This is a genomic window from Streptomyces sp. NPDC002776 (assembly GCF_053592195.1).
The window spans coordinates 121,307-144,513 of sequence record NZ_JBSFVG010000007.1 but is presented as its reverse complement, the minus strand read 5'-3'; the positions used below and the strand labels follow the sequence as shown (position 1 = coordinate 144,513).

General features: G+C 73.0%; 20 protein-coding genes and 1 pseudogene. 11 read left to right on the top strand and 10 right to left on the bottom strand.

Going from position 1 to position 23,207, the window contains the following annotated elements; genetic code table 11:
- Positions 1-332: 332 nt before the first annotated feature.
- From ACWD11_RS16695 to bdeA, 3 genes and pseudogenes are all read right to left on the bottom strand, one after another.
- The gene (locus ACWD11_RS16695) at positions 333-1,610 is read right to left on the bottom strand and encodes a PucR family transcriptional regulator (RefSeq protein WP_389417199.1); all 1,278 of its coding nucleotides are present in this window, start codon (positions 1,608-1,610) and stop codon (positions 333-335) included.
- Between the two features lie 181 nt (positions 1,611-1,791).
- Positions 1,792-3,216: pseudogene (locus ACWD11_RS16690) on the bottom strand (helix-turn-helix transcriptional regulator); the annotation flags it as partial.
- A gap of 186 nt (positions 3,217-3,402) precedes the next feature.
- A complete protein-coding gene (gene bdeA, locus ACWD11_RS16685; protein WP_389417198.1) occupies positions 3,403-4,305 on the bottom strand; it encodes a bis(hydroxyethyl) terephthalate hydrolase in 903 nt (300 codons plus the stop codon).
- Between the two features lie 231 nt (positions 4,306-4,536).
- Between bdeA and ACWD11_RS16680 the strand changes: the two genes are divergently transcribed.
- Positions 4,537-5,424 carry a Gfo/Idh/MocA family protein gene (locus tag ACWD11_RS16680; RefSeq protein ID WP_451283682.1) on the top strand — a complete coding sequence of 296 codons (888 nt, stop codon included), beginning with the start codon at positions 4,537-4,539 and terminating at the stop codon, positions 5,422-5,424.
- A 10-nt stretch (positions 5,425-5,434) separates the two neighbouring features.
- On the opposite strand, the gene ACWD11_RS16675 is transcribed toward ACWD11_RS16680, so the two are convergent.
- Together ACWD11_RS16675 and ACWD11_RS16670 are read right to left on the bottom strand one after the other, a co-directional pair.
- A complete protein-coding gene (locus tag ACWD11_RS16675; protein WP_451283680.1) occupies positions 5,435-5,758 on the bottom strand; it encodes a hypothetical protein in 324 nt (107 codons plus the stop codon).
- Between the two features lie 68 nt (positions 5,759-5,826).
- Positions 5,827-6,726, bottom strand: a complete 900-nt coding sequence (locus tag ACWD11_RS16670) for a GNAT family N-acetyltransferase (RefSeq protein ID WP_451283678.1) — start codon at positions 6,724-6,726, stop codon at positions 5,827-5,829.
- A gap of 211 nt (positions 6,727-6,937) precedes the next feature.
- Between ACWD11_RS16670 and ACWD11_RS16665 the strand changes: the two genes are divergently transcribed.
- A complete protein-coding gene (locus ACWD11_RS16665) occupies positions 6,938-7,363 on the top strand; it encodes an OsmC family protein (RefSeq protein WP_389417194.1) in 426 nt (141 codons plus the stop codon).
- A 48-nt stretch (positions 7,364-7,411) separates the two neighbouring features.
- Positions 7,412-8,344 carry a GNAT family N-acetyltransferase gene (locus tag ACWD11_RS16660; RefSeq protein ID WP_451283676.1) on the top strand — a complete coding sequence of 311 codons (933 nt, stop codon included), beginning with the start codon at positions 7,412-7,414 and terminating at the stop codon, positions 8,342-8,344.
- 13 nt (positions 8,345-8,357) lie between these two features.
- Here the strand turns inward: ACWD11_RS16660 and ACWD11_RS16655 are convergent, their stop codons facing one another.
- Positions 8,358-9,110: a hypothetical protein gene (locus ACWD11_RS16655; RefSeq protein WP_451283674.1), complete on the bottom strand. Its 753-nt coding sequence runs from the start codon at positions 9,108-9,110 to the stop codon at positions 8,358-8,360.
- Between the two features lie 280 nt (positions 9,111-9,390).
- Here ACWD11_RS16655 and ACWD11_RS16650 point away from each other — a divergent pair, with 280 nt between their 5' ends.
- Complete coding sequence (locus tag ACWD11_RS16650) at positions 9,391-9,594, top strand: hypothetical protein (protein WP_389417191.1); 204 nt, start codon at positions 9,391-9,393, stop codon at positions 9,592-9,594.
- 779 nt (positions 9,595-10,373) lie between these two features.
- Positions 10,374-11,777 (top strand): Si-specific NAD(P)(+) transhydrogenase, encoded by a 1,404-nt coding sequence (sthA, locus tag ACWD11_RS16645; protein ID WP_389417190.1) that lies wholly within the window; start codon positions 10,374-10,376, stop codon positions 11,775-11,777.
- Between the two features lie 74 nt (positions 11,778-11,851).
- Here the strand turns inward: sthA and ACWD11_RS16640 are convergent, their stop codons facing one another.
- A complete protein-coding gene (locus tag ACWD11_RS16640) occupies positions 11,852-12,358 on the bottom strand; it encodes a DUF5709 domain-containing protein (RefSeq protein WP_451283672.1) in 507 nt (168 codons plus the stop codon).
- A gap of 318 nt (positions 12,359-12,676) precedes the next feature.
- Between ACWD11_RS16640 and ACWD11_RS16635 the strand changes: the two genes are divergently transcribed.
- Both ACWD11_RS16635 and ACWD11_RS16630 read left to right on the top strand, forming a co-directional pair.
- Positions 12,677-14,149, top strand: coding sequence for an APC family permease (locus ACWD11_RS16635; RefSeq protein WP_451283670.1), 1,473 nt, complete (start codon positions 12,677-12,679; stop codon positions 14,147-14,149).
- A gap of 10 nt (positions 14,150-14,159) precedes the next feature.
- Positions 14,160-15,122 (top strand): hypothetical protein, encoded by a 963-nt coding sequence (locus ACWD11_RS16630; protein ID WP_451283668.1) that lies wholly within the window; start codon positions 14,160-14,162, stop codon positions 15,120-15,122.
- Positions 15,123-15,124: 2 nt separating this feature from the next.
- On the opposite strand, the gene prcB is transcribed toward ACWD11_RS16630, so the two are convergent.
- The 3 genes from prcB to ACWD11_RS16615 form a co-directional block, all read right to left on the bottom strand.
- Complete coding sequence (gene prcB, locus ACWD11_RS16625) at positions 15,125-15,979, bottom strand: proteasome subunit beta (protein ID WP_451283666.1); 855 nt, start codon at positions 15,977-15,979, stop codon at positions 15,125-15,127.
- A 72-nt stretch (positions 15,980-16,051) separates the two neighbouring features.
- Positions 16,052-16,996, bottom strand: a complete 945-nt coding sequence (locus ACWD11_RS16620) for a lysylphosphatidylglycerol synthase domain-containing protein (protein WP_451283664.1) — start codon at positions 16,994-16,996, stop codon at positions 16,052-16,054.
- Positions 16,993-18,492 carry a hypothetical protein gene (locus ACWD11_RS16615; protein ID WP_451283662.1) on the bottom strand — a complete coding sequence of 500 codons (1,500 nt, stop codon included), beginning with the start codon at positions 18,490-18,492 and terminating at the stop codon, positions 16,993-16,995. Before ACWD11_RS16615 ends, ACWD11_RS16620 begins: the two co-directional genes overlap by 4 nt.
- Positions 18,493-18,792: 300 nt before the next feature.
- On the opposite strand from ACWD11_RS16615, the gene ACWD11_RS16610 reads away from it, so the two are divergent.
- The 4 genes from ACWD11_RS16610 (at position 18,793) to ACWD11_RS16595 (ending at position 23,041) form a co-directional block, all read left to right on the top strand.
- Complete coding sequence (locus ACWD11_RS16610; RefSeq protein ID WP_451283660.1) at positions 18,793-19,455, top strand: nucleoside/nucleotide kinase family protein; 663 nt, start codon at positions 18,793-18,795, stop codon at positions 19,453-19,455.
- 140 nt (positions 19,456-19,595) lie between these two features.
- Positions 19,596-19,817: a CarD family transcriptional regulator gene (locus ACWD11_RS16605; RefSeq protein ID WP_250071676.1), complete on the top strand. Its 222-nt coding sequence runs from the start codon at positions 19,596-19,598 to the stop codon at positions 19,815-19,817.
- Positions 19,818-20,314: 497 nt separating this feature from the next.
- On the top strand, positions 20,315-21,982 hold the full coding sequence (locus ACWD11_RS16600; RefSeq protein ID WP_451283658.1) for a phospholipid carrier-dependent glycosyltransferase: 1,668 nt from the start codon (positions 20,315-20,317) through the stop codon (positions 21,980-21,982).
- A gap of 141 nt (positions 21,983-22,123) precedes the next feature.
- Positions 22,124-23,041: a MurR/RpiR family transcriptional regulator gene (locus ACWD11_RS16595; protein ID WP_389417181.1), complete on the top strand. Its 918-nt coding sequence runs from the start codon at positions 22,124-22,126 to the stop codon at positions 23,039-23,041.
- Positions 23,042-23,207: the final 166 nt, after the last annotated feature.

The following is a 23,207-nucleotide window of genomic DNA, read 5'->3' as shown; positions in this document are numbered from 1 at the left end:
CTGCAGACTTACCGGGCTGGGGCAGAGGCTGCTTCCCGGCCGCTCGGCCCAGGACGGAGCAGAGTCCTGCCCCCGGCCGCCGGACATACCCGGCCCGAGCAGCGGTCCGCTCCCCGGCCGCCCGGCTCACCAGCCGGAGCGGACGTCTCCTTCACCTGCTGGACATGCCCGGCCCGCGCGGACGTCAGCTTCGGCTGCCGGACCTGCCGGAACCGCCGGGCCTGCCGAGCCCGCCGACCCACCGGACCTGCCCGACCTGCCGAACCCACCAACCCGCCGGACCCACCAAACCCGCCGAACCCGCCGCCCTCAGCCGCTGAGCCGTACCCCCTTCAGCGCAGCAGGCGGCGGGCTGTCAGGGCGAGGCTTATTTCCACCACGTCCAGGGGGCGGGCCAGGGAGCGGCCCGTGAGTTGTTCGCATCGGCGCAGGCGGTTGAGGACGGTGTTGCGGTGGCAGTAGAGGCGTTCGCCGGCACGCTGGGCGGAGCCGTCGCAGGCCAGCCAGGCGGCCAGGGTGTCCAGCAGGACGTCCCGGTCGGCGGGCTCCAGGCGCAGCACCGGGCCGAGGACCTGGTCGGCGAGGGTCGCGCCGAGTTCGGGGCAGGAGACGACCAGGGCCTCGGGAAGGTGTTCCGTCAGCCGGATCGTGCCGCCCTGCTGCGGGCAGATGCTCAGCGCGAGATCCGCGAGGCGCCGGGCGTCACCCACGGCGGCCAGGCCGGTGACCACGCTGCCGACGCCGGCCTTGCTGCCCGGGGCCAGCTCCAGGCCCTCCAGCGGGTCGTCGCCGCCCTCCGGATCCTCGTCGCCGACCAGGACGATGCCGTAGTCCACTTCCACTCCTGTGTGCCAGTGCACGCGCGTGCTCGGCGGGACGGCGGCGGCGCGGGTGCCCGAGGGTCCCGGGGCCCGTCCGCCGGCGACCGCGACGACGACGTACCGGCCGTGTTCCGGCAGGCCCAGGCCCTCGGCGGTCTCGGGCAGATCGGCGATGCGGCTGGTGCCGTCGAGGAGGGCGGCCGCGAGCAGCCGTACCCGGTTCTCGCGCCGCCAGGCCAGTTGCCGCTCGGCCTGCCGGTAGGCGTCCGCGACGAGGGTGCAGTGCTCGTCGACGAAGTTCCACATGTCGGTCGCGACATGGACGAGCAGCCGTACGTCCTCGGGTGCCGTGCGGGAGGTCTCCTCCACCAGCCGCTGCCACACCAGGGACCCGCCCAGCCGGAACGCGTGCAGCAGGGCGTCCAGCGGCACGCCCTGCTCGGCCCGCCGCACGCCGATCTTCCACGAGCAGCGACGTGCCGCGTCCCGGTTGCCGCGCGGGTCGAGCAGCGACAGCACACTGTGCCGCAGCGAGCGGTGCACCTCCTGCCAGGTGCCCGCGTAGTCGCACTCCAGCGCGGTCCGGTAGGCGGTCTCCTGCTCCTGGATCAGACCCACCAGGTGCTCGGTGAGGTCCGGCAGGTCGTCGAGCAGGCTGCGCGCGGCCCGGTGCAGGACACGCAACGCGTCGGCGTCGATCAATGACCGGCCGCGCCGCCCGGTCCGCGGCTGCGGAACAGGCACCGGGCCGGTCCTGATCATCGCGCGTGTCCGTACGGCAGGATGCATCGCGGTCCTCCCACAAACCTCGGACTCCCGGCGGTGCGCCCGTGCCGGGAGACTCTGCGGTGTCCGGTCGCCCGCGTCGCCCGTACGGCGGCGGCGGCCGCCCGACTCGTCCTGCCGTGAAGGATGACATACCGTCCGGTCGGTCCCTAGGGTTGTGCACGTCTCTTTTTCCGCCCACCTCTCACAGATCCGCACGTCGGCCCTCACCGGCCTCTTGATCGATCATGCGGGCGAGCTCCATCCGGGACCGCACGCCGAGCGTGGCGAAGACGTTGCGCAGGTGGTAGTCGACCGTGCGGGTGCTGACCGCGAGGCGGAGCGCGACCTCCCGGTTGGTGGCGCCCTCGGCGACATGGCGGGCGATCCGCAGCTGCTGCGGCGTCAGCCGCGCCAGCCCGCCGCCCGCCCCCTCGCAGGCGGCGGCCCCGTTGGCCCGCAGCTCCCCGCGCGTCTGCTCCGCCCAGGCCCGCGCCCCGCACCGCTCGAACCCCACCAGCGCTCCCCCGAGCCGCAGCCGCGCCTCCCGCAGCCGCCGCCGGCGCCGCAGCCATCGGCCGTGCAGCAGCTCGGTCCTGGCCCGCTCGAAGTCGCCGCCGGTGCCGTCGTGCAGGGCCAGCGCCCGCAGATACAGCTCGTCGGCCTCGTCCCCGGGCGCCAGCAGCGCACGGCAGCGGGCGAGCTGGGCGGGCGCGTGCGGATCGGCTCCCAGCGCGGCCCACGCGGCGAAATCCGCTACGACCGCCCGCGCGTCCTCCGGCCGCCCGGCCAGCACCGCCGCCTCCACGAAACAGGGCACGGCGAGCATCCAGACGGCGAAATGGCCGCGCCGTAGACCGGGCAGCACCAGCGGCCCGAGCCGGTCGGCGGCGTCGAGGGGACGGCCGCATCCCAGGTCGTTGCGGGCCACCGCCCACTCCGCCAGCGTCGCCGCCTGGGCGAGGCCGTGCCGGCGGGCGGTGGCCAGCGCGGCCGTGGCATGGCCCGCGACGGTGGCCGTCTCCCCGACGATCGACGCGGCCAGCGCCAGCATGGCCTGGTGGTTCGCGGCGGTGTTGCGCCGCCCGGCCCCGTACGCGGTCCGCACCCCTTCCTCCGCGTGGGCGCGCGCCTGGGCGTGCCGTCCGGCGCGCAGTTCGGCGTAGGCGAGGTATTCCAGGGCCCGGGCCTGGAGGGACGGGGAGTCCCGGGCCACGGCGAGGGCACGGGCGCCGGCCCGGCGGGCGGCGACGACGTCCCCGAGCAGCAGGGCGGCCGTCGCGGAGCGCAGCTGGTGCTCGGGCCGGTCGTCCGCGCGGTCGATCACGCGCCGCAGCGGTCCCACCGCCAGGTCGGGGCGCAGCTCCAGCAGGGCCCGCATCCCGGCGCGGTAGTCCCCGAGGACCGAGCCGGCCTCGGCCGGCTCCTCCAGGACCTTCAGACAGGCGGCCACGTCGCCGCCCGCCCAGGCCGCGTCCACGGCGGCCAGCCGCGCGGCCTCCGCCTGCTCCGGCTCCTCGGCCGTCAGCAAGGACGCGGCCACCAGCAGGGTCTCCCGGGCGTCATCAACGGGCCCATCGGCCAACTGCGCCCTTCCACGGGCGAGTTCGGCTCGTCCGCGCTGTGTCGCCCGCACGCTCCTGTCACCGCTCATTCACGGGAGGTTACTTGCGCGTAACGCCGGACGGAAGCCGTCCGCAGATTCCGCTTCCCGCCCGGATCGGCGGTGTGACCTGCGGTTCGGTGCGATACGAGCGGTGAACGGACTGTGCCGCCGCCCAGAGTTTCCGGGCGGCGGCCGTGCGGGGGCACAAGGTCATCCGGTGTGCGGGCAGTTGCCCCGGTACTCCTCGATGGTCAGGCTCGGCCGCGGCAGCGGGCAGAGGAACTGCTCGTAGCGGGTGTCGTTGTCGATGAACCGCTTGAGCCAGGAAATGCTGTACTTCGCGATCGTCGTGTTCGACGAGTTGGGCGTGAAGTGGGAGGCGTTGTTCAGCTCGAGGTAGGCGCGGTCCAGGCCGGACGACAGGCTGTTGTAGAACGGCTCGGCGTGGCTGGAGACCGAGGCGACCGTGTCGCCGTCGGCACCGACGATGAGCGTGGGTGTGGTCAGCTCGGGCCAGGTCTTGTCGGTGTTCCACGGCGTCAGCGGGATCGCCGCCTGCAGCGAGGGACGGGTCTTGGCGGCCTCCAGGCTGCCGCCGCCGCCCATGGAGTGGCCCATGACGCCGAGCCGGGTGCTGTCGACGCGAGCACGCACCGAGCTGCGCTGCGTCAGGTAGTCGAGCGCGGCGAGGAGCTGGCGGCCCCGGGAGTCGGGCTGGTCGACGGTGGAGTTGGTGTCGATGGTGAACACCACGAAGCCCTGCGAGGCCAGGCGCGGGCCCAGCCAGGCGATCGAGGACTCGTAGGCGGTGAAGCCGGGTGAGATCGCCACGGCGCCGAAGGTGCCGTCGCTGGTGCTCGTCGGGTAGTAGATCGTGCCGCCGCCGAACCCGGTGACGCTGAGGGAGGAGACGGACGTCTGGGAGACGGAGTACGAGCCGCGCGACGCCTCGATGCTGGCGTTGGTCGGCGCGGGGCCGCGCTCGTAGGGGTTGTCCGCCGCGTGGGCGCCGGGTCCGGCGAGGGTGCCGAGTGAGAGAACCGCGGCGAGTGCCGTGGCGGCCGCGGCGAGTCTTCCGGTCCTGCGGGGCTGGACGTGGGGGTGGACCTGCACGAGGGGTGGTCCTCTCTGTCGTGGCGGACGGCTGGCTGGGGAGTAGCCAGGGACCGCCGTTGGGCTGGCGGTGCCACTGTGGGCGCCCGGCCCGGCGCCGGGGACCGGCAAGTTCACCGGTCTCGTGCGCACGGTTCCGGCCGTGCCGGGCGCGGGCCGGGTTGCTCGGGGCCCGGGTCGGTGTGACACGCTCGATCGTCAACCGTGACGGCAGCGTGGAGAGGCGACGGTATGCGCATCGGACTGCTCGGCACCGGCCCGTGGGCGCAGCTGGCCCACGCCCCGGCGCTCGGCGAGCACACGGAGGTGGACTTCGTCGGGGTGTGGGGCCGCCGCCCGGACGCGGCGAAGGATCTCGCCGCCCGCCATGACATCCGGGCCTACGACGACGTCGACGCGCTCCTCGCCGACGTGGACGCGGTCGCCGTCGCCCTGCCGCCGGCCGTGCAGGCGGAGCTGGCGGTGCGGGCCGCGCGGGCGGGGTGTCATCTGCTGCTGGACAAGCCGCTGGCGACGTCGGTGGAGCAGGGGCGGGCGGTGGTCGAGGCGGCCGAGGCGGCCGGGGTCGCGTCGGTGGTGTTCTTCACCACCCGGTTCCAGCCGGAGACCGAGGAGTGGATCACCCAGCAGGGCGCGGCGCAGGGCTGGTTCACGGCGCACGCGCAGTGGCTGGGCGCGGTGTTCAGCGGCGGCGACAGCCCGTTCGCGAACTCGCCGTGGCGGCGGGAGAAGGGCGCCCTGTGGGACGTAGGCCCGCATGCCCTGTCCGTGCTGCTGCCGGTGCTGGGCGACGTGCGGCAGGTGGCGGCGGCCGCGCACGGTCCCGGTGACACCGCGCATCTGGTCCTCGGTCACGCCGGGGGCGCGTCGAGCACGCTGACGCTGAGCCTGACCGCGCCGTCGGCGGCCTCCGGGGCCGCCGTGGAACTGCGCGGCGAGGCCGGGGTGACCCGTCTTCCGGCGAGCACGCAGGGGGTGGTGTCGGCCTTCGTCCGGGCGACCGACGCCCTGCTCGCCGCCGCCCGCACCGGGCACCCGCACCCGTGCGACGCGGCGTTCGGCCTGCGCGTGACCGAGATCCTCACCGAGGCCGACGCCCTGCTGAACGACGGCGGCTGAGACCGGCCCCTCACTCCTCGAGCGGCTCGTCGCTCCACCGGAACCAGGCCCGGTCCCCCTCGATGTGCAGCAGGAACTCGGCCACGGGTCCGTCCGGCGAGGAGAGGGAGACGCGTCTGCGGATCTCGTCGTAGGCGGCCTCCCACTCCTCCACCTCCTCGTCGACCCGCGCCACCAGGGCGAGTTCGCGGGCGAAGAGGTCGCGCACGGAGGCATAGCCGGGACCCGGGGTGAAGCGGCCCGACAGCCAGGGGAAGTCGGCGTCGTCGATCGCGATCTCCCCGACCGGTTCGTCACCGCTGCGGATGTGCCACACCGTGCCGTCGAATCCCACCGTGCCTCCGTACGCCGTCACTGTCAGTGCCGGATCAGCATGTCATCCGGCACTGACAGTCAGCCCTCTCAGGTCGTCGCGCCAGGGAGGTGGAAGTCGATCCGCTCCCGCACCACCGGGTGGCCGGCCTTGGTGAAGTTCGCGGCCATCGGGAAGTTCCCCTGGTCGGTGGCGCCGCTGACGAACTCGGCGCCCTGCTCGACCAGGAAGTGCGTGCACTCCACGAGCAGGTCGTAGGCGTAGCCGTGGCCGCGGTGTTCCGGCAGGACGCCGATGAAGCCGATGACGGGCGAGGTCTGGTTGCGGGCCGGGATGTGGATGCCCACGGGCTCGCCCTCCGGAGTACGCGCGACCTGCCACCACTCGCGCGGCGAGGGGCACCAGCGGAAGAAGTCCAGTTCCTCCTGGGCGGCTTGATCGAGGCCGCCCTCCTTGATCGCCTTGAGGGCATGGGCGTCCAGCGTGACCGAATGGATGCGGCGCAGCGCGTCGAAGAACACGGCGTCGTCGGGCTCGGGGGTGAAGACGAGCCGTCCGGGCCGATCGGGCAGCCCGCACTCCGGCGTCCACCGGTACAGGTACCGCTCGACCAGGAGGTCGTAGTCGGCCGCGCGGGCGGCGGCGAACGCGGTGTCGGCGGCGGGGCGCACGGCCGGGTTCTCCCGCCAGCCGGCCGGCAGGTTGAACTCCAGCTCGACCTGCCACGGGGCGGAGCGCAGGAGTTCGGCTCCCGCCTCCTCCTCCCCGTCGGCCACGTCGAACCAGTTGACGAGCATCGGCTCCGCGTCGTCGGGGCCGCCCCACCAGGCGCCGCGCGCGACGACCCGGCCGTCGCGCAGGGCCACCCGCTTCCAGTCGGGCCGGTGCACGGTGGTGCGGTGTGCCTCGCCCGCGCCCAGCGGGTCGGGCAGGGCGTCGAAAAGGTGGGCGTCGCTCTCGTCGAGCGTACGGATGACCAGATCGGTCATGGGGATTCCTCCGGGAAACAGGCTGCGAAGAGCGCTCCCGGTCGGATCACACGAAGCACGCCGGGACAGCGGTGAGGGGAGCGCTGGAGTAGGTGAACTGCACGGCACTCGCCTCCTTCCGTCGTCTCAAGGCGTGATGATCACACCGTAGAGGTCTTCCGCGGGTGCGTCCACACCATTTCGGGGACCGGGCGCGATTAGGGTCTGCGGCATGACCGACACCTCCCTGCGCTCCGTCACCGTCGAGCGGACCGCCACCGGCCACTTCACCGCCGTCAACGCCCGTGGCGGCACCGTCGAGTTCGGCACCGAGGGCGCCGGCTTCACCCCGGTGGAGCTGCTGCTCGCCGCGATCGGCGGCTGCACCATGGCCGACGTCGACGTCGCCACCACCCGGCACGCGGAGCCCGACCGGTTCACGGTCACGGTGACCGGCCACAAGGTCAGCGACGACCAGGGCAACCGGCTGACCGACCTGGAGGTCACCTTCTCCGTCGCCTTCCCCGCCGGCGAGGGCGGCGACCGCGCCCGCGCGATCCTCCCCCGGGCGGTGAAGACCTCCCACGACCGGCTCTGCACGGTCAGCCGCACCATCGAGGCGGGTACGCCGGTCAGCGCCTCGGTCGAGGACGCCTGACCGGGAAACCCCGTTGCGGTGGCCCGACTCGCCCCCGACCCTTTCCGCATGCCCTATGTCGTACGACCGGCCGGCCTCACCGACGTGCCCGCCATCACCGAGCTGCTGAACCAGGTCGACCTGATCGAGATCGGCCGCCCCGAGACCGACCAGCACACCGTCGAGGCGGATCTACGGCATCCCGAGGCCGATCTCCCGCGGAACTCCTGGCTGGCCTTCCACGAGGGCCGGTTGGTGGCCTACGGGCTGCTGTGGGACGAGTCGGGCGGCGACCGCATCGACATCGACCACTATGTGCTGCCCGACCACCAGGAGGCCGGGCAGCGGCTGTTCGAGGCGATGGAGGCCAGGGCGTCGGCCAAGGCCCGGGAGAACGGCGCGGAGCGGGCCGTGGTCCACCTCCACCTCAACATCGAGCCCACCCTGGACACCGCGCTGATCGAGAAGCGCGGCTGGTCCGTCGTACGGCGCCATCACGTGCTGCGCCGCCCGGTGGATCCCGCCGAGGACCGCACCCCGCAGCCGCCGCCCGGAGTACGGCTGCGGGCCTGCGCCGACGAGGCGGACCGCAGGCGCGTCCACGCCCTCTACCAGGCCACCTTCGCCGAGCACTTCGACTTCCACCCCCGCGCCTACGAGCAGTGGCTGCACGACGTGGACGCCGAGGGGCTCGACTGGTCCCTGGTGTGGATCGCGAGCACCGAGGAGCACGGGGATGCCGGTTTCCTGCTGGCCCGCGACGACCGCGAGGCCATGGGGTGGATCCGCGGCATCGGCGTCCTGCGTGAGGCCCGCGCCCGTGGCCTAGGCGGCCTGCTCCTGCGCCACGCGTTCGCCGCGTTCGCCGCGCGCGGCCGGGACACGGTGGGTCTCGGAGTGGACACCGGCAACACCACGGGGGCGCCCGGCCTGTACGCCCGCCACGGGATGACGGTGCACTACGCGGTGGACACGTGGGAGACGGTTCTGGCCTCTCAGTAGACCCCCTGACTTCTCAGTAGGCCCGGACGGGATAGTGCGGGTCCTCCCAGCGAGCGGGACCGGTGAGCCCCAGCAGCCTTACGCGGTGCAGGAGTTCGTCGGTGCCGTCCAGAGTGCGCAGCCGGTCGGGGGCGTATCGCACCAGCCAGGCGGTGAGTTCGGCGCGCAGTGCGTCCTCGTCGTCCCAGCTCTGCCAGGGCAGCTCGTCCCCCAGCAGGGCGTACTCCCACCGCTCCACCGCCACGGCCAAGTGCCGGTCGGCGACCGGGTGGCCGAGTGCCTCCCAGGCGTCGAGCCACGGGGTGAGCGTGCCGGATGCCTCCGCGCACAGGGCGAGGAGCTGGTGCACGGGCACCGCGGGATCCGGGTCCGTCAGGCCCTGGGCCCACCAGGCGTGCAGGAACTCCCGCACGGCCGCGCTCTGTCGGGCGGGCCACTGCTGCCAGTCACCGCGGGCGAAGGAGCGGCCGACCTCGTACATGCCGAACATCGGCTCGATCCGGCCGGCGACCAGCTCCCTGGCGAACTGCGGCAGGATGCGGCGCAGGACCGCGCCGTGGTCACTGAAGTCGGGGGCGTCCCAGGTGCGGCGCAGCAGGTCCGGGTCGAGTTCCCTGCCGGGGATCTTCAGGAGGGCGAGTTCGTCGTCGCTGCCCCAGTGGCAGATGCACTGCGTCTCGTCGCTCCGGGCCGTCATGCCGCGGAAGGTGTGGGTGAGGTCGTCCAGGGCTCGGTCGAGTCGGAGCCGTGTGTCGTCGAGGGTCATGGTCGGCGGCAGCCTCAGGGGGACTCCGGTGGCTTCCGCCCGCCGAAGATCGCGACCCTACCTCCTTGAGCGGCCTTCGGTACAGGTCCCGGCTGACGCCCGCCGTGCGCCCGGGACCCCGCTCTACCCGCATAGCACGCCGGTCCGATCACCGCGTCCCGTCCCGGGCGACGGCTCCTTCCGGATGCACGGCGCGCCAAGGCGTTGAATGGTGATAGCGGACCCCTTGCGCGCGAGCGCCGGGAACCGCACCGAGTGATCCGGACCCGAGGAGCAGATCATGCCGACGTCACAGCCCGCGTCCGGGCCGTCCGAGGACCGCACCACCCCGGACGCCCTGCTCCACACCCGCACCGGCACCGAAGTGTCGCCGGAGGACCTGGTCCTTGCCTCGGGCAAGGACATCACCCCGCACAATCTGGAATGGGCCAAGCGGAAGCTGGCGGCGGAAGGACCCGCGGCCCTCGACAAGATCCTCCCCTGAGCGGACACAGGCCTCGGAAAAGCCTGCCGGGTCCGGGCACACCACCCGGGCCCGCGAACCCGCCACGGTTCCACGGCTGCCGCAGCAGCTGGGTGCGCCCCTCGGCGTCGGTGTCCCGCACGCCGAGGACGTACTCGCCCGGCGTCGCGGTACCGGCGCACCGCCGGCGCCGCCACGCCCTCCGTCGGCCTCCGGTCCGGCCTCCTGCGGGCCGCGCCCGCCGTCCGCGACGACCTCGACCCGCATACCGGCCGCCAGCCGGCCCAGGCCCGCCCCTCCAGCGTGACGGGCCCCGGCCGGACCACGCTCCGCTGGAACCCGGTGAACGGGGCGTCGGCGACCCGGATCTCCCGCAGCCACTTCACGTGTGCCATGCCGTACCAGCCGGGGACGACCAGGCGCAGGGGCCGCCCGTGCTGCGGGGGGTAGCGGGGCACCGTTCATGGTGAGCGCGACCGGCACCTCGGTCTCGTCCAGGGGCAGGGCCCGCTGATAGTCCTGCTCGACGCCGGTGAACACCGCCTCGACGGCACCGACTCCGGCCCCGGCCGGCAGCAGCCGCAGCGGCACCCCGCACCCCCGGCCGTCCCGGTCGCCTCGTCGGGCCCGGCAGGGCGGGCGGGCTCGCGGTGCCGAGTCGGGCATCCAAGGGGCTATTGTCCCGCCGCCGGAGCGCCCTGACTCGCCGGGGCCGGGCGCGCGGCCAACCTCCCTGCTCCGGGGGCGTGTTCGCCGTCCGCCCTTTCGGAAACGGTCTTGCGGCTGCCAGACTCCCAAGGGTGCCCGACTTCGACATGCTCGTCCTCGGATCCGGTCCGGGCGGCCAGAAGGCCGCCATCGCCGCGGCCAAGCTGGGCCGCCGGGTGGCCGTCATCGACCGCCCCGACATGGTCGGCGGGGTCTCCATCCACACCGGCACCATCCCCTCCAAGACCTTGCGCGAGGCGGTGCTGTACCTCACCGGTCTCACCCAGCGCGATCTGTACGGCCAGAGTTACCGCCTGAAGGAGGACATCACCGTCTCCGACCTGATCTCGCGCACCCAGCACGTGGTGGGCCGCGAGGTCGACGTCATCCGCAGCCAGCTCTCCCGCAACCAGGTCGCCCTGTTCGCCGGCACGGGCCGGTTCGTCGACGATCACACCGTCGCCCTGCGCGAGGTGACCGGGCAGGAACGCATGCTCAGCGCCGAGCACATCGTGATCGCCACCGGCACCCGGCCCGCCCGGCCCGCCAGCGTCGAGTTCGACGGGCGCACGATCATGGACTCGGACAACGTCCTCGCCCTGGAACGGGTGCCACGGTCGATGGTGATCGTCGGCGCGGGGGTCATCGGCATGGAGTACGCCTCCATGTTCGCCGCCCTCGGCAGCAAGATCACCGTGGTGGAGAAGCGTGCCGGGATGCTCGACATGTGCGACGTCGAGATCGTGGAGTCGCTCAAGTACCACCTGCGGGACCTGGCGGTGACGTTCCGGTTCGGGGAGACGGTCGCCGCGGTGGAACGGCATCCCCGCGGCACGCTCACCGTCCTGGAGAGCGGCAAGAAGATCCCCGCCGACGCGGTGATGTACTCCGCGGGCCGGCAGGGCCTCACCGACGAACTCGACCTCGACAAGGCCGGCCTCTCGGCCGATCCGCGCGGCCGGATCACGGTCGACGAGCACTACCGCACCGAGGTGCCGCACATCTACGCCGTCGGCGACGTGATCGGCTTCCCGGCCCTCGCGGCGACCTCGATGGAGCAGGGCCGCAGCGCCGCGTACCACGCCTTCGGTGAGCCGGTCGGCCGGATGCACCACCTGCAGCCGATCGGCATCTACACCATCCCGGAGATCAGCTTCGTGGGCCGTACCGAGGACCGGCTCACCGAGGACCGGGTGCCGTTCGAGGTGGGCATCTCCCGCTACCGCGAGCTGGCCCGCGGGCAGATCATCGGCGACTCGCACGGCATGCTGAAGCTGCTGGTCTCACCCGAGGACCGCACGCTGCTCGGCGTGCACTGCTTCGGCTCCGGGGCGACCGAGCTGATCCACATCGGACAGTCGGTGATGGGCTGCGGCGGCACCGTCGACTACCTGGTCGACGCGGTGTTCAACTACCCGACGCTCGCCGAGTCCTACAAGGTGGCCGCCCTCGACGCGACCAACCGGCTCCGGCAGGTCGACCAGATGGGCGAGTAGCCGCGGGGCGCCGGCCCCGCGCCCGCCTGACGGGACCCGCCCGTCCGCCCGCCTGACGGGACCCGTCCGTCCCGTCAGGCGGTCCCGTCCTCCTCGTCCGGCAGCAGGGTGTCGTCCTCGACGACGTGCATGGCGGCCTCCTCGGCACCCGCGGCTCCGCCGTCCACGCCCATGTCGAAGGCCACCTCCTCCTTGGTGGCGACGCCGTGCGCCCCCTCGTCGGGGGCGACCAGCCGGCCGGCCCGTTCGCCGCCCGCCTCGGGGTCGACGGGCTCGCCCTCGCCGTCGGGCGTGTCGCCCACGCCGTCACCGACCGGCGGGGACACGTCGGGCACCTCCCGGGCGAGCCGGTCGTCGAGGCTCTCGCCCTCCTGCTGCTCGGCCGCCGTGGTGCCGTGCGCGGTGACGCCGAGGGGCTTCTCCGGCGGCGAGTAGCCCTCGTCGAGGGTGTCGTCGTAGGTCCGCTCGTCCACCGCGTTCTGCAGGTCCAGGGGCGCGGCGTCCTCCTGCTCCTCGTTGCCTCCGGTGGGCTGGTAGGCGTCGTCCGCCATCGGCTCGGGGGTGCTGCGGTCGGTGCCCATGCGTACCTCCTGGATTCCCTCGTGTGCGCTGGTTCCTCTCCAGTGCTCTCCAGCACGCGTTTCCCGTTCCGCGCGAGCCAACCACCAGGCGTGTCCTGGGCGGTCGGTGGGGGCGGCTATCATCACTCATCACTTGCACACGGTGTGATCGTCTGCCGACTCTGCGGCTGCACGAGCGCCACCGCTCGCTGGTTTTCGCCGTCTCGCGGCCGAGGTCGTCCTCGTCCGGCCGGGGCGGGTGCATCCCCCCACACCCCCATACGCCGTCCGGGCCCGTCGCCGTCCCGGCGGCATGCACGACGGAAAGCAGCACAGGCCATGAGCAACAACAGGGGCAGAGGACTCCAGCCAGGGGCCCTCGGTACGTTCGACACGGTGGTGATGGCCGTCGCGGGCAGCGCTCCGGCGTACTCGCTCGCCGCGACCACCGCGGTCCTGGTCGGTGCGGTGGGGACGGCCAGTCCGGCCGCGCTGCTGTACTGCGCGATCCCCATGCTCGGCATCGCGCTGGCCTTCAGCTATCTGGGGCGCATCGATGTGAACGCGGGCGCCAGTTACTCCTGGGTGGGGCGAACTCTCCATCCTTTCCTGGGATTTCTCAGCGGCTGGGCGCTGGTGGTGTCGGCGACCATCTTCATGGTGGCCGGTTCGCTGCCCGCCGGGTCGATGACGCTCGCCCTGTTCGACGCCGAACTCGCCGCGAACACCGCGCTGTCCACGGTGGTGGGCGCCGGCTGGTTCCTGCTGATGCTGCTGGTGGTGCTGGGCGGCGCCCGGCTCACCGTCCGCGCGCAGCTCATCATGTCCGGTGTCGAACTCGCCCTGCTCACGCTGTTCGCGGTGCTCGCCGTCCTCCACACCGGCAACGCCCGCGCCTTCGACTGGTCCTGGCTCGGCCTCGGCCACTTCGACGGCGTGTCGGGTTTCGCCTCGGGCGCGCTGATCGCCGCGTTCTACTACTGGGGCTGGGACGTCACCAGCAACCTCAGCGAGGAGACCCGCAACAGCCGTCGTACGGCCGGGTTCGCCGGCCTGATCGGGCTCGGGGTGGTCTTCCTGCTGTTCGAGGTGTTCACGATCGCGGTGAACGTCGTCCTCTCCTCGGACCGGATCCGCGCCGACGAGGCCAATGTGCTGGCCGTCCTCGGCGAGGAGATCTGGCCGGGCTGGGGCGGGCGGCTGCTGATCGTCGCGGTGATGCTGTCCACGGTCGCCACCCTGGAGACCACGCTCATCCAGGTCACCCGCTCACTGTTCGCGATGGGCCGCGACCGCACGATGCCCGCCGCGCTGGGAAAAGTGCACCCCACGTGGAACACGCCGTGGGTGGCCGTCGTCGTGGTGGGCGCGGTGGCGCTGGCGATGTTCGTCGCCTCCAACGCGCTCGGCTCGGTCGGTGAGATCCTCTCCGACGCGATCTCGGCGATCGGTCTGCAGATCGCCGTCTACTACGGCCTGACCGGCATCGCGGTGGTGGTCGCGTACCGCAAGATGCTGCTGAAGTCCCCGGCCGACTTCGTCTTCGGCGGGGTGTGGCCGCTGTTCGGCGCACTGTTCATGTTCTGGGTGTTCCTGGAGTCCCTCGCCGAACTGTCCCCCGCCGCGATCGCGATCGGCATCGGCGGACTGGCGGCCGGACTGGTCCCGATGCTCTGGTACTGGCGCCGGGGCAGCGACTACTACCGGCCCGCGAAGCTCGACGCCTCCCACACGATCGCGTCCGACTACGTTGCAGCGGGCCGCCCGCCCGGGCATGACCGCGTCCACGAGGGCCTGCCCACCGACTTCTGAGGGGCCCGCGATGGCGCGATACCGGTTCACCTTCGACTTCGACCCCGCCTGCGGGGACGCGCCCCTGACCGCCGCCCGCCAGGACATCGTCATCGGACGCTGGCAGGGCTTGCGCGACCTGCTGCGGGCCACCGGACCCGACTGGCTCTCCCGGGGCCACCGGGTGCGCACGCTGGCGCAGGCCTGCGCGGACAGTTCGGCGATGGAGTCCTGGCTGGCGGCCGAGCCGGACAGCGCCGACGCGCTGGTGCTGCGGGCGGCCACCGAGACGGCCCGGGCGTTCACCGTGGCCATCGCCGCGGGCCGGGGCGTCCCCATCGACCAGCACCGCATCGACCTGGCCGTACGGGCGTGTCTGCGGGCCGCCGAGGCGTACCCGGAGGATCCCACGCCGTGGATCTCGCTGATCTCGGTGGCGCGTCTGTACCCGTCCGGGGTGGGGCGGCGGGAACTGGCGCGCTGGTGGGACGAGTTGCACCGGCGCGACCCGTACAGCGTGGAGGGGCACCTTCAAGTGCTGCATTACTACTCGGCGCGCTGGCACGGCACGCACGGCCTGATGTACGACTTCGCGCGCGACGCGGCCGGTGCGGCCCCGCCGGGCTGCCCGCTGCCGGTCCTGGTCCAGTACGCCCGCGTCGAGGAGTACCGCCACGCCCTGGACGCCGCCCACGGCCAGTGTGCCGCCATGGGCCTCGGCCAGCACTGGGACCACGACGGCGCGATCGGCGACGTACGGCGCACCTGGGAACGCTGGATCACGGGCCGCCGCACCTCGCAGGCGGTCGCCCCCGGTGAACTGCGCGACCTGCACTGCCTCGCCCATGCCGCCTGTCTCGCCGGGCTGCCCGACATGGGCGGCGCGCTGCTGCGGATGGCGGGGCGGCGGGCGACCCGCACCCCGTGGTCGTACACCGGCGACCCGGTCAGGCAATTGACCAAATGGCACAAGGAACCGACGCCGGAGGCCTGATCTCACGCGGTGGCGGTCGGCCCGTCGGGGCGGCTGGTGCGCTGCTCGACCATCGCACGGCTCAGCTCCTCCGTCTCGGACTCGCCCAGCCGCTCGAAGCCGTCCTCCGTGATGACCGAAACGATGGGGTAGATACGGCGATTGAGGTCCGGGCCGCCGGTCGCGGAGTCGTCGTCGGCCGCGTCGTACAGGGCGTGGAGCGCCGCCAGGGATGCCTCGCGGCGGGACATGCCCCGGTGGAACAGCTTCTTCAACGCACCCCGCGCGTAAGGGGACCCGGACCCCTCGGCGTGGAAGTCCGTCTTCTCGTACAGTCCTCCGGCGATGTCGAAGCTGAAGATGCGCCCGCGCTCTCCTTCCGGCTTCGACGGGTCGTAGCCGGTGAGGAGGGGGACGACGGCCAGTCCCTGCATGGCCTGTCCGAGGTTCTCGCGGATCATGCCCGCCAGGCGGCGCGCCTTGGCGTTGAGGGTCATCGGGGTGCCCTCGATCTTCTCGAAGTGGGCGAGCTCCACCTGGTAGAGCTTGACCATGTCGAGCGCGAGACCGACGGTCCCGGCGAAGGCGACGGCGCTGAGATCGTCCGCCGGATGCACCTTCTCCAGGTCGCGCTGGGCGATGAGGTTGCCCATGGTGGCCCGTCGGTCCCCGGCGATCAGCACGCCTTCGCGGTAGGCGAGGGCCAGCACGGTGGTGCCGTGCGGCACCTGGCCGGGGGCGGTCCGGACGCCGTCCGGCAGGACCCGGCGGGTGATCAGCAGCTCCGGGCGGTGGGCCGCGAGGAACTCCGTGAAGGAGGACGAGCCCGGGGTGAAGAACTCCGCACCCAGTCCCCCGCCGTACTCGCCCTGCGTCATCCGTCTCCCCCTAGTCCGCCGCCGACAACGGGTGTCCTACCTGAACCTCGCGCACCGGAAACTCCGTGCGGGTCACAGGGCCTTGCGCCGGATCAGCACCCCGAGCACCAGCAGTCCCGGCAGCAGCGGCAGCCACATGGTCAGCAGCCGGTATCCGAGGACGGCGGAGGCGGCCCCGGCCGCGGGCGCTCCGGCCGCGGTGAGGGCGAGGGCGAGGGCCGCGTCGAGGGAGCCGAGGCCGCCGGGCGTGGGCAGCAGGGCGGCCGCGCTGCTGGCGGCGAGGTAGAGCAGCGCCACCCGCAGCGGCGGCTGGTCCAGGTCGATGGCCTGGGTGACGGAGATCAGCACCACACAGTGCAGTACGGCGAAGGCGAGCGAGCCGCCCCACAGCGCCGCCGCCCGCTGGGGCCGGGCGTGCACGGCCCTGATGTCGGCGAGGGCCGGGCCGAGGAGGCGCCGGCCGCGTCGGCGCAGCGGCCCGGCCAGCAGCGCGACGACTCCGAGGGCGCCGGCCGCGGCGGCGAGGACGGCCGGGGAGACCTCCGGAGCGCGCAGCACGCCCGGGCAGGCCACGGCGAGCGAGGCGATCAGGACGGCCCGGACGATCACCCCGGCGGCGCCCTTGACGGCCACGCCCGTCGCCGCGCGCGCGGCGGCCAGCCCGCAGCGCATGAGGAAGCGCAGGTTCACCGCGCCCGCGCCGAGTCCGGCGGGCAGCACGTGGTTGGCGGCCGAGGCGGCGAACTGCGCGGCGACGAGCCGCCCCGGGGGCAGCCGCTCGGGCACGGCGCCCTGCTGGGCGAGGGCGGCGCACAGCCAGGTGCCGATCGCGGCGGTCCCGGCCACCAGCAGCCAGCCCTGGTCGGCGACGGCGAGCCGCACCGCTCCGGTCTCCAGGACCGGCCAGTGCCGCCGGGCGAGCCAGATCGCGACGACGAGGACGGTGAGGCTGAGCGCGGTGTGCCCGTAGGCGGCCCGTCTGCGGGTGGGGACGGCGGGCAGCGGCTCGGGGGTCATACGGTGCCGCCCGCGCGCGGCGGTGGCGCGATCCGGACGTCCACCGCCTCGAGCCGGTGCAGCTGCCAGCCGCGGGCGTAGGCGGGCGGCCGTCCGCCGGGCGCGCTGAGGACGGCGACCGGTTCCCGGCGTGCGGTGGCCAGGATCTGCGCGGTGGTGGTGTTGGCGTTGTTGCCGCGGATCGCGCCGGAGGAGCAGCCGGCGTAGTGGGCGAGCGGGATCGCCTCGTGCCCGGTGAGCAGACAGGGCGGGCGTACGCCCAGGCCGTGCAGCGCGTCGGCGGTCCTGGCCCAGGCGCGGCGGTCGGCGGCGGTGCGGTCGACGGTGCGGTCCAGGACGACGTACTGCACCGCGAGATGCCCGGCGAGGCCGAGGGCGAGCAGGGACGCGGCGACCGGCCGCCATCGCCCGCCCGGCGCGGTGACCAGGTGCAGCAGGGCGTCGGCGACGGGGACGGCCAGCAGGGCGTACGCGGGCAGCAGGAAGCGGGGAGCCGCGTACCCGATGAGGAACAGGTACGGCAGGGCGGCGGTGGCGGCGCAGGCGAGCGGGATCAGGGTGCGTGCGGTGCGCCGGGCCCGTACGGCGATCACCAGCCCGAGGACGGCGAGTAGCGGCAGCAGGAACCACCACACGGTGATCACCGGGTGGGGCAGGGAGCCGGTGCACGGCCGGCACAGGGTACGGCCGATCAGTCCGCGCATCTGGTCGTCGACGGCGAAGTGCCAGCCCAGGCCGCCCTGGACCCGGGATGCCTCGGCCAGCCGCTCGCGCAGGCCGCCGTAGGAGGTGTACGCCTCGGCCACCCAGGGGAGGGCACCGGCCACGAGGCCCGCGGCGGTGACGAGGCCGAGCCGCCAGTGCCGTACGGCCGCGGCGGCGGCCAGCAGCGGGAGGGCGACCCAGACGGCGTCGGTCGGGCGCATCACCGCCATGAGCGCGGCGCCGGCCGCCACACCCCACAGGGCCCGCCGGTCGGGGCGGTCCGCGGCGCGGGCGCGCAGGAAGCAGCCGACGGCGAGGAGGGCGCCGAGGGCGACCCAGAGGTTGGGCATGGCCTGGGGGGCGTAGAAGAGGGTCACCCACAGGGAGGCGAACAGGGCGCCGGCGGCGGCCAGGACGCGGGCCGGGAAGAGCCCTCGCCAGGCGTGCAGGGCGAGGAAGAGGACGGCGCCGGAGAGCACGGCGAGATACACCCGCAGCAGGCCGGTGGAGGACGACCAGGAGGCGATCGGGGCCACGAGGAGGGAGACGCCGCGGGCGCGGGGGGCGCTGAAGAAGGCGGGCGGGGCCTGGTCGCCGACCTGGCTGACATAGACCGCCTCGTCCCAGCCCAGGCCCATGGACGGCGGGACGAGGAGGAGCTGAGCGGCGGTGAAGGCACCGGAGACGGCCGCGAGCAGGGCGGTGCCGCGCATCCACCGCGACCTGCCGGACACGGCGGCCGGGTCGCGGCGCCCCCTGCCGACGAGCAGGGCGTTGGTGCCGTGGGCCATCGTCCACCCCTTACCGCTACGCGTCGTAGGGCTGCTACGACCCCACAGCCCGGCGGGCCGGAGCCGGCAGCCAGGGAAACGGAGAAAACAGGGACAAACTAACGCTGTGGCGGCGGGAGCGCAGCGCTGGGTTCGGCCAGGTGCGCCGCCCGGTCCCGGCCACCTCTCACGACCCGGCCCCGGGCACCCCTCACGCCCCATGGCGCGCCTCCTTCCTCCTCCACATGGCTACTGCCCCGTCGGGCGCGAGTCATCGGCGGCGGGCGGCACCCGGCGACCCGCGAATGGCAGACTCCTCGCGTGCCGCAGACATTCGACGACCTCCTCGCCCGGGCCCGCTCGCTGACGTCCCGTGGCCATCGCGTGATCCTCGGCATCGCGGGCAGCCCCGGGTCGGGCAAGACGACGCTCGCCGAGCACCTCGTACGGGAACTGAACGGCGACGGGGCCCCGTGGGCCGCCCATGTCCCCATGGACGGCTTCCACCTCGCCGACGCCGAACTGGACCGGCTCGGCCTGCGCGACCGCAAGGGCGCACCCGACACCTTCGACGCGGCGGGATACGCGGCGCTGCTGCGGCGCCTGCGCGAGGAGGCCGACGAGGACGTGGTGTACGCCCCGGGGTTCGAACGGGTCCTGGAACAGCCGGTCGCGGGCATGATCCCGGTACCGCCGACGGCCCGCCTGGTGGTGACCGAGGGCAACTACCTCCTGCTGGGGACGGGCGCCTGGGCCCGGGTGCGTCCGCAGCTGGACGCTGTGTGGTTCTGCGAGCCGGACGAGGACGAACGGCTGCGCCGTCTGATCGCCCGCCACGAGGAGTTCGGCAAGAGCCACGCGGAAGCGGTGGCCTGGGTGCTGCGGACCGACCAGCGCAACGCCGAGCTGGTGGCGGGGACCCGCGGGCGGGCGGATCTGGTGGTTCCGGTCGAGGCGATGCCGAGGGTGGACGCGGACGCTTGAGACGCCCCGCGGGAGGGGTGGCGTGCGTCCCAACCTTCGCCCCAGAACCTCCCATATGCGGACATTTCAACCCGCCGGAGCCCCGTGTGAGCCAAACTGCAACACAACTGATGGCCGCGCTGGGTACATACTGGGAAGCAATGACAAAGCATGCTGCTCCGAAGCGTCATCTGCCCACCAGCCCTTTCAAGGCCCCGGTGGCACCGGCTCCCAAGCACTTCGCCGTGGGTGACCAGGTCACTCACGACGTCTACGGCCTCGGCCGGGTGATCGGCATCGAGGACGGAATCGCGGCCCTCGTGGATTTCGGCTCCGCGCAAATGCGGATCCTGAGCCCGTACTCCAAGATGACCAAGCTCTAGGACCGCCGTGCACCATCACGGCACGCCAGGCCTCTTCGGGGGCCTGTACCGAAAGAGAGACCTCTCATCGACCTGACCTCGCTGTTCTCCTCGCTGGAAGGGCAGACCCGCAGCTCCACCGCAGAACTGCCCCCTCCCACGACCAATCCCTTCCAGTCCCCGGACTTCGGGGAGGACGAGACCGCGCAGCTCACGGATGCCCAGGCACCCGACCCGGGCGTGCGCGGGGCGGGGACCGAGGCAGCCTGAGCTCCACCGGTTCTCCCGCTCCACGAGGCAGCCCCAGGCCCTTAAGGTCTGGGGCTTCTCACATGCGCCGAGGCAGTCCACCCGTACGGCCCAGGCCCGCAGAGGCAGTGACGGCCCCGGCGGGAAGGACGGATCATCGCGTCGGACGAGAAATCGCTCGCCGAGCTGAACCCCGACCGGCCGCGTGCCGTATCCCTCCACGGACGCGGTGACCAACCCGGCGGCGAGAGCTGATGCACAGTGGGCGGATGATGGCACGCCAGCTCCTGGAGACCCGCCCGGCGGCCCATGAGTCGCCGCCCCCCGCCCGTCGGCCCTGGCTCGTGCCGCTCCTGGTGACCGTCCTGCTCGCCCAGATGGCGGTCGCGATGGTGACGACGGCCGTGCGGCAGACGCCGACCATCGACGAGCCGGTCTACGTGGGCACGGCCGCCGTCTACCTCCACGAGCACAGCCTGCGCCTCAACCCGGAGCACCCCCCGCTGGGGAAGCTGGTCGTGGCGGCCGGGGTGGCGCTCGCCGATCCGCGCTACGACGCGTCCTTCGAGGGCGACCAGGGCGAAGTCGGGCGGCATCTGCTGTACGAGTCGGGCAACGACCCCTGGCGGCTGATGCTGCTCGCGCGCCTGCCGGTGATCGTGCTGACGCTGCTGTTCGGGCTGGTGGTGTTCGCCTTCGCGCGGGAACTGGCGGGGGCGGCGGCCGCGTTGACCGCGCTGGCCCTGTACTGCTTCTCCCCCGACCTCATCGCCCACGGCTCACTGGCCACGCTGGACGTCATGGCGGCGGGCTTCCTGCTGACGTCGGTGTGGCTGCTGTGGCGGGCGCGCTTGCGGCCTCGCCTGTACCTCCCCCTCGCCGGAGCGGCCGTCGGGGCGGCGCTGGCCACGAAGATGAGCGCGCTGCCCGCGGTACCGGTGCTGATGGCTCTCGCGGCGGTGTCCGTGTGGGGTGCGGCGTCGGAACCCCGGCGGCGCCTGGCGCTCGGGCGGGCCGTCGGGGGCGCGGGTGTCGTGCTGCTGGCCGCGGTGGCCGTCGTGTGGGCCGCGTACCTGGTGGTCGATCCGCGGCTGCGCTGGGCGCCCGAGCAGCCCGTGCCCGCGGTGCATGGGCTGCGGGGCCTGGTCGTCGACCTGCTGCCGTTCCCGGAGGCGTACCGGGACGGGATGCGGATCCAGTTCGCCTTCGAGAACCAGCGGTGGCAGGGGTTCTTGTTCGGGCGGCTCTACACCGGCTCGCTCTGGTACTACCTGCCGGCCGCGCTGCTGGTGAAGACCCCGCTCGGCATGCTGGCGCTGTGGGCCGCGGGCGCGGTGGCGGCCGTCGCGGTACGGCGGTTGCGGCCCGCGGCGCCCTATCTGCTCGTGCCCACGGCGGTGTTGCTGGCCGCGGCCATGCAGGGGTCGCGGGACTTCGGGACGCGGTACGCCGTGTTCGTGCCCATGTTCCTTGCGGTGGCGGCGGGTTGTGTGCCGAGTGCGGGAAGCGGCCGGGTGCGGGTGCGCGCGGCGGTGGTGACGGTGGTCGCGGTGGTGTTCGTGGCGGTCAGCTCGCTGCGGACGTTTCCCTACTATCTGCCGTACTCCAATGAGGCGTTCGGCGGTCCGGCCAAGACGCATCTGCGGCTGCACGATGCCGCCGTGGACTGGGGGCAGGACCTGGGGCGGCTGGCGGACCGGCTGCGCGAGCGATACCAGGGCGAGCGGATCTGGCTCGTGTACAAGGGCAGCGGTGTGCCGTCGTACTACGGCATCGACGCCGCCGATCCGCGGACGGTGCCCCCTCGGGAGGTCCGCGGGCTGCTGGTCGTGTCGGACTCGTCGGTGGCCAAGGCGACCGGTCGGCTCGCTGAGTTGATCGACAGCAGTCGTCCGATCGACACGGTCGGTCATTCGATCATCATTTATCGCCGATGATCATGGTGATCGCTCTGGCCGTCCCGCTCATGCGTCACCCCGCACGCGCCTTCCGCTTCCCCCGTGGCCGCTTCCAACCTCCTGGCCTGCACAGCGTGTGAGCTATGTTGAGGCACTGTGGAAGACAAAGGAGGCGCACCGGTGCCATCGCCGCAGCAGGCACGCGCACAGGCATCCGCGATCACCTCGGGGAAAATCGGCGCAGAGGCGGAGGCATCCCCGACTTCCCAGCTCAGAACGCTCTTCGACGGCCCTCATCTGTCCCCGGGACAGCGGCGCGTCGCCCAGTACCTGATCGAGAACATCACCGAGGCCGCGTTCTTGTCGATCACCGATCTCGCCGAGCGGGTCGGGGTCAGCCAGCCCTCGGTGACCCGCTTCGCCGGGGCGGTCGGCTTCAGCGGTTACCCGGCGCTACGGGAGAAGCTCCAGTCGATCGCGCTCGGCGCCCTGGCCGGGGGCGCGGCCGAGGAGAACAGCAGCAACGAACTCCAGGCGGCCGTCGACGCCGAGATCGACAACCTGGAGAACCTGCGGCGCGACTTCGGCAACCCCGACCAGGTGATCGAGGTCGGCCGCGAGCTGTCCCGCTCGACCCCGCTGACCCTGCTGGGCCTGCGCATCTCGGCGTCCCTCGCCGAGTACTTCGCCTACGCGGCGCGCCGCATCCACCCCGACGTCCGGCTGGTGACCCGGGGCGGCAGCGTCGCCTACGACGCGCTGCTCCAGTCGCGCGAGGCGGGCGGCACCTGGGTGCTGGCGTTCTCGATGCCGCGGCACGCTCAGGAGACGCTCACGGCCGTGCGGGTGGCGCGCAGCGCGGGGCTGCGGGTCGCGCTCGTCACCGACCTGGCGCTCGGTCCGGTGGCCGACGCGGCCGACGTCGTCTTCGCCACCGGCACCGGATCGCGGCTGGTCTTCGACTCCTACGCGGCGCCCGGCGTGATGGCCGCCGCGCTGCTCCAGGCCATGACCGACGCCGACCCGGAGCGCACCCAGGCCCGGCTGGAGGAGTACGAGCAGATCTCCGACCAGCACCAGTTCTTCCTCCGGGACTGACCTGGCCGGCGGCCCACGGGCCTCCCCCACCGCCTTCGACAAACCGTGCCACAGGGGCCGCATCCACCCCTTTTCGAGCATGAATGTTTTCATACGTCTTGCAAAGCGTACGGCATATATAAATACTTCTCCACGCCGCACCGCCCGCGGCGAGCCGACGGTCCGC

Excerpts from the sequence above, each read along its gene's own strand:
- ACWD11_RS16695 (WP_389417199.1), bottom strand. The coding sequence starts at position 1,610 with ATGCATCCTGCCGTACGGACACGCGCGATGATCAGGACCGGCCCGGTG.
- ACWD11_RS16680 (WP_451283682.1), top strand. The coding sequence starts at position 4,537 with ATGCGCATCGGACTGCTCGGCACCGGCCCGTGGGCGCAGCTGGCCCAC.
- ACWD11_RS16670 (WP_451283678.1), bottom strand. The coding sequence starts at position 6,726 with ATGACCGATCTGGTCATCCGTACGCTCGACGAGAGCGACGCCCACCTT.
- ACWD11_RS16665 (WP_389417194.1), top strand. The coding sequence starts at position 6,938 with ATGACCGACACCTCCCTGCGCTCCGTCACCGTCGAGCGGACCGCCACC.
- ACWD11_RS16660 (WP_451283676.1), top strand. The coding sequence starts at position 7,412 with ATGCCCTATGTCGTACGACCGGCCGGCCTCACCGACGTGCCCGCCATC.
- ACWD11_RS16655 (WP_451283674.1), bottom strand. The coding sequence starts at position 9,110 with ATGACCCTCGACGACACACGGCTCCGACTCGACCGAGCCCTGGACGAC.
- ACWD11_RS16650 (WP_389417191.1), top strand. The coding sequence starts at position 9,391 with ATGCCGACGTCACAGCCCGCGTCCGGGCCGTCCGAGGACCGCACCACC.
- ACWD11_RS16640 (WP_451283672.1), bottom strand. The coding sequence starts at position 12,358 with ATGGGCACCGACCGCAGCACCCCCGAGCCGATGGCGGACGACGCCTAC.
- ACWD11_RS16635 (WP_451283670.1), top strand. The coding sequence starts at position 12,677 with ATGAGCAACAACAGGGGCAGAGGACTCCAGCCAGGGGCCCTCGGTACG.
- ACWD11_RS16630 (WP_451283668.1), top strand. The coding sequence starts at position 14,160 with ATGGCGCGATACCGGTTCACCTTCGACTTCGACCCCGCCTGCGGGGAC.
- prcB (WP_451283666.1), bottom strand. The coding sequence starts at position 15,979 with ATGACGCAGGGCGAGTACGGCGGGGGACTGGGTGCGGAGTTCTTCACC.
- ACWD11_RS16620 (WP_451283664.1), bottom strand. The coding sequence starts at position 16,996 with ATGACCCCCGAGCCGCTGCCCGCCGTCCCCACCCGCAGACGGGCCGCC.
- ACWD11_RS16615 (WP_451283662.1), bottom strand. The coding sequence starts at position 18,492 with ATGGCCCACGGCACCAACGCCCTGCTCGTCGGCAGGGGGCGCCGCGAC.
- ACWD11_RS16605 (WP_250071676.1), top strand. The coding sequence starts at position 19,596 with ATGACAAAGCATGCTGCTCCGAAGCGTCATCTGCCCACCAGCCCTTTC.
- ACWD11_RS16600 (WP_451283658.1), top strand. The coding sequence starts at position 20,315 with ATGATGGCACGCCAGCTCCTGGAGACCCGCCCGGCGGCCCATGAGTCG.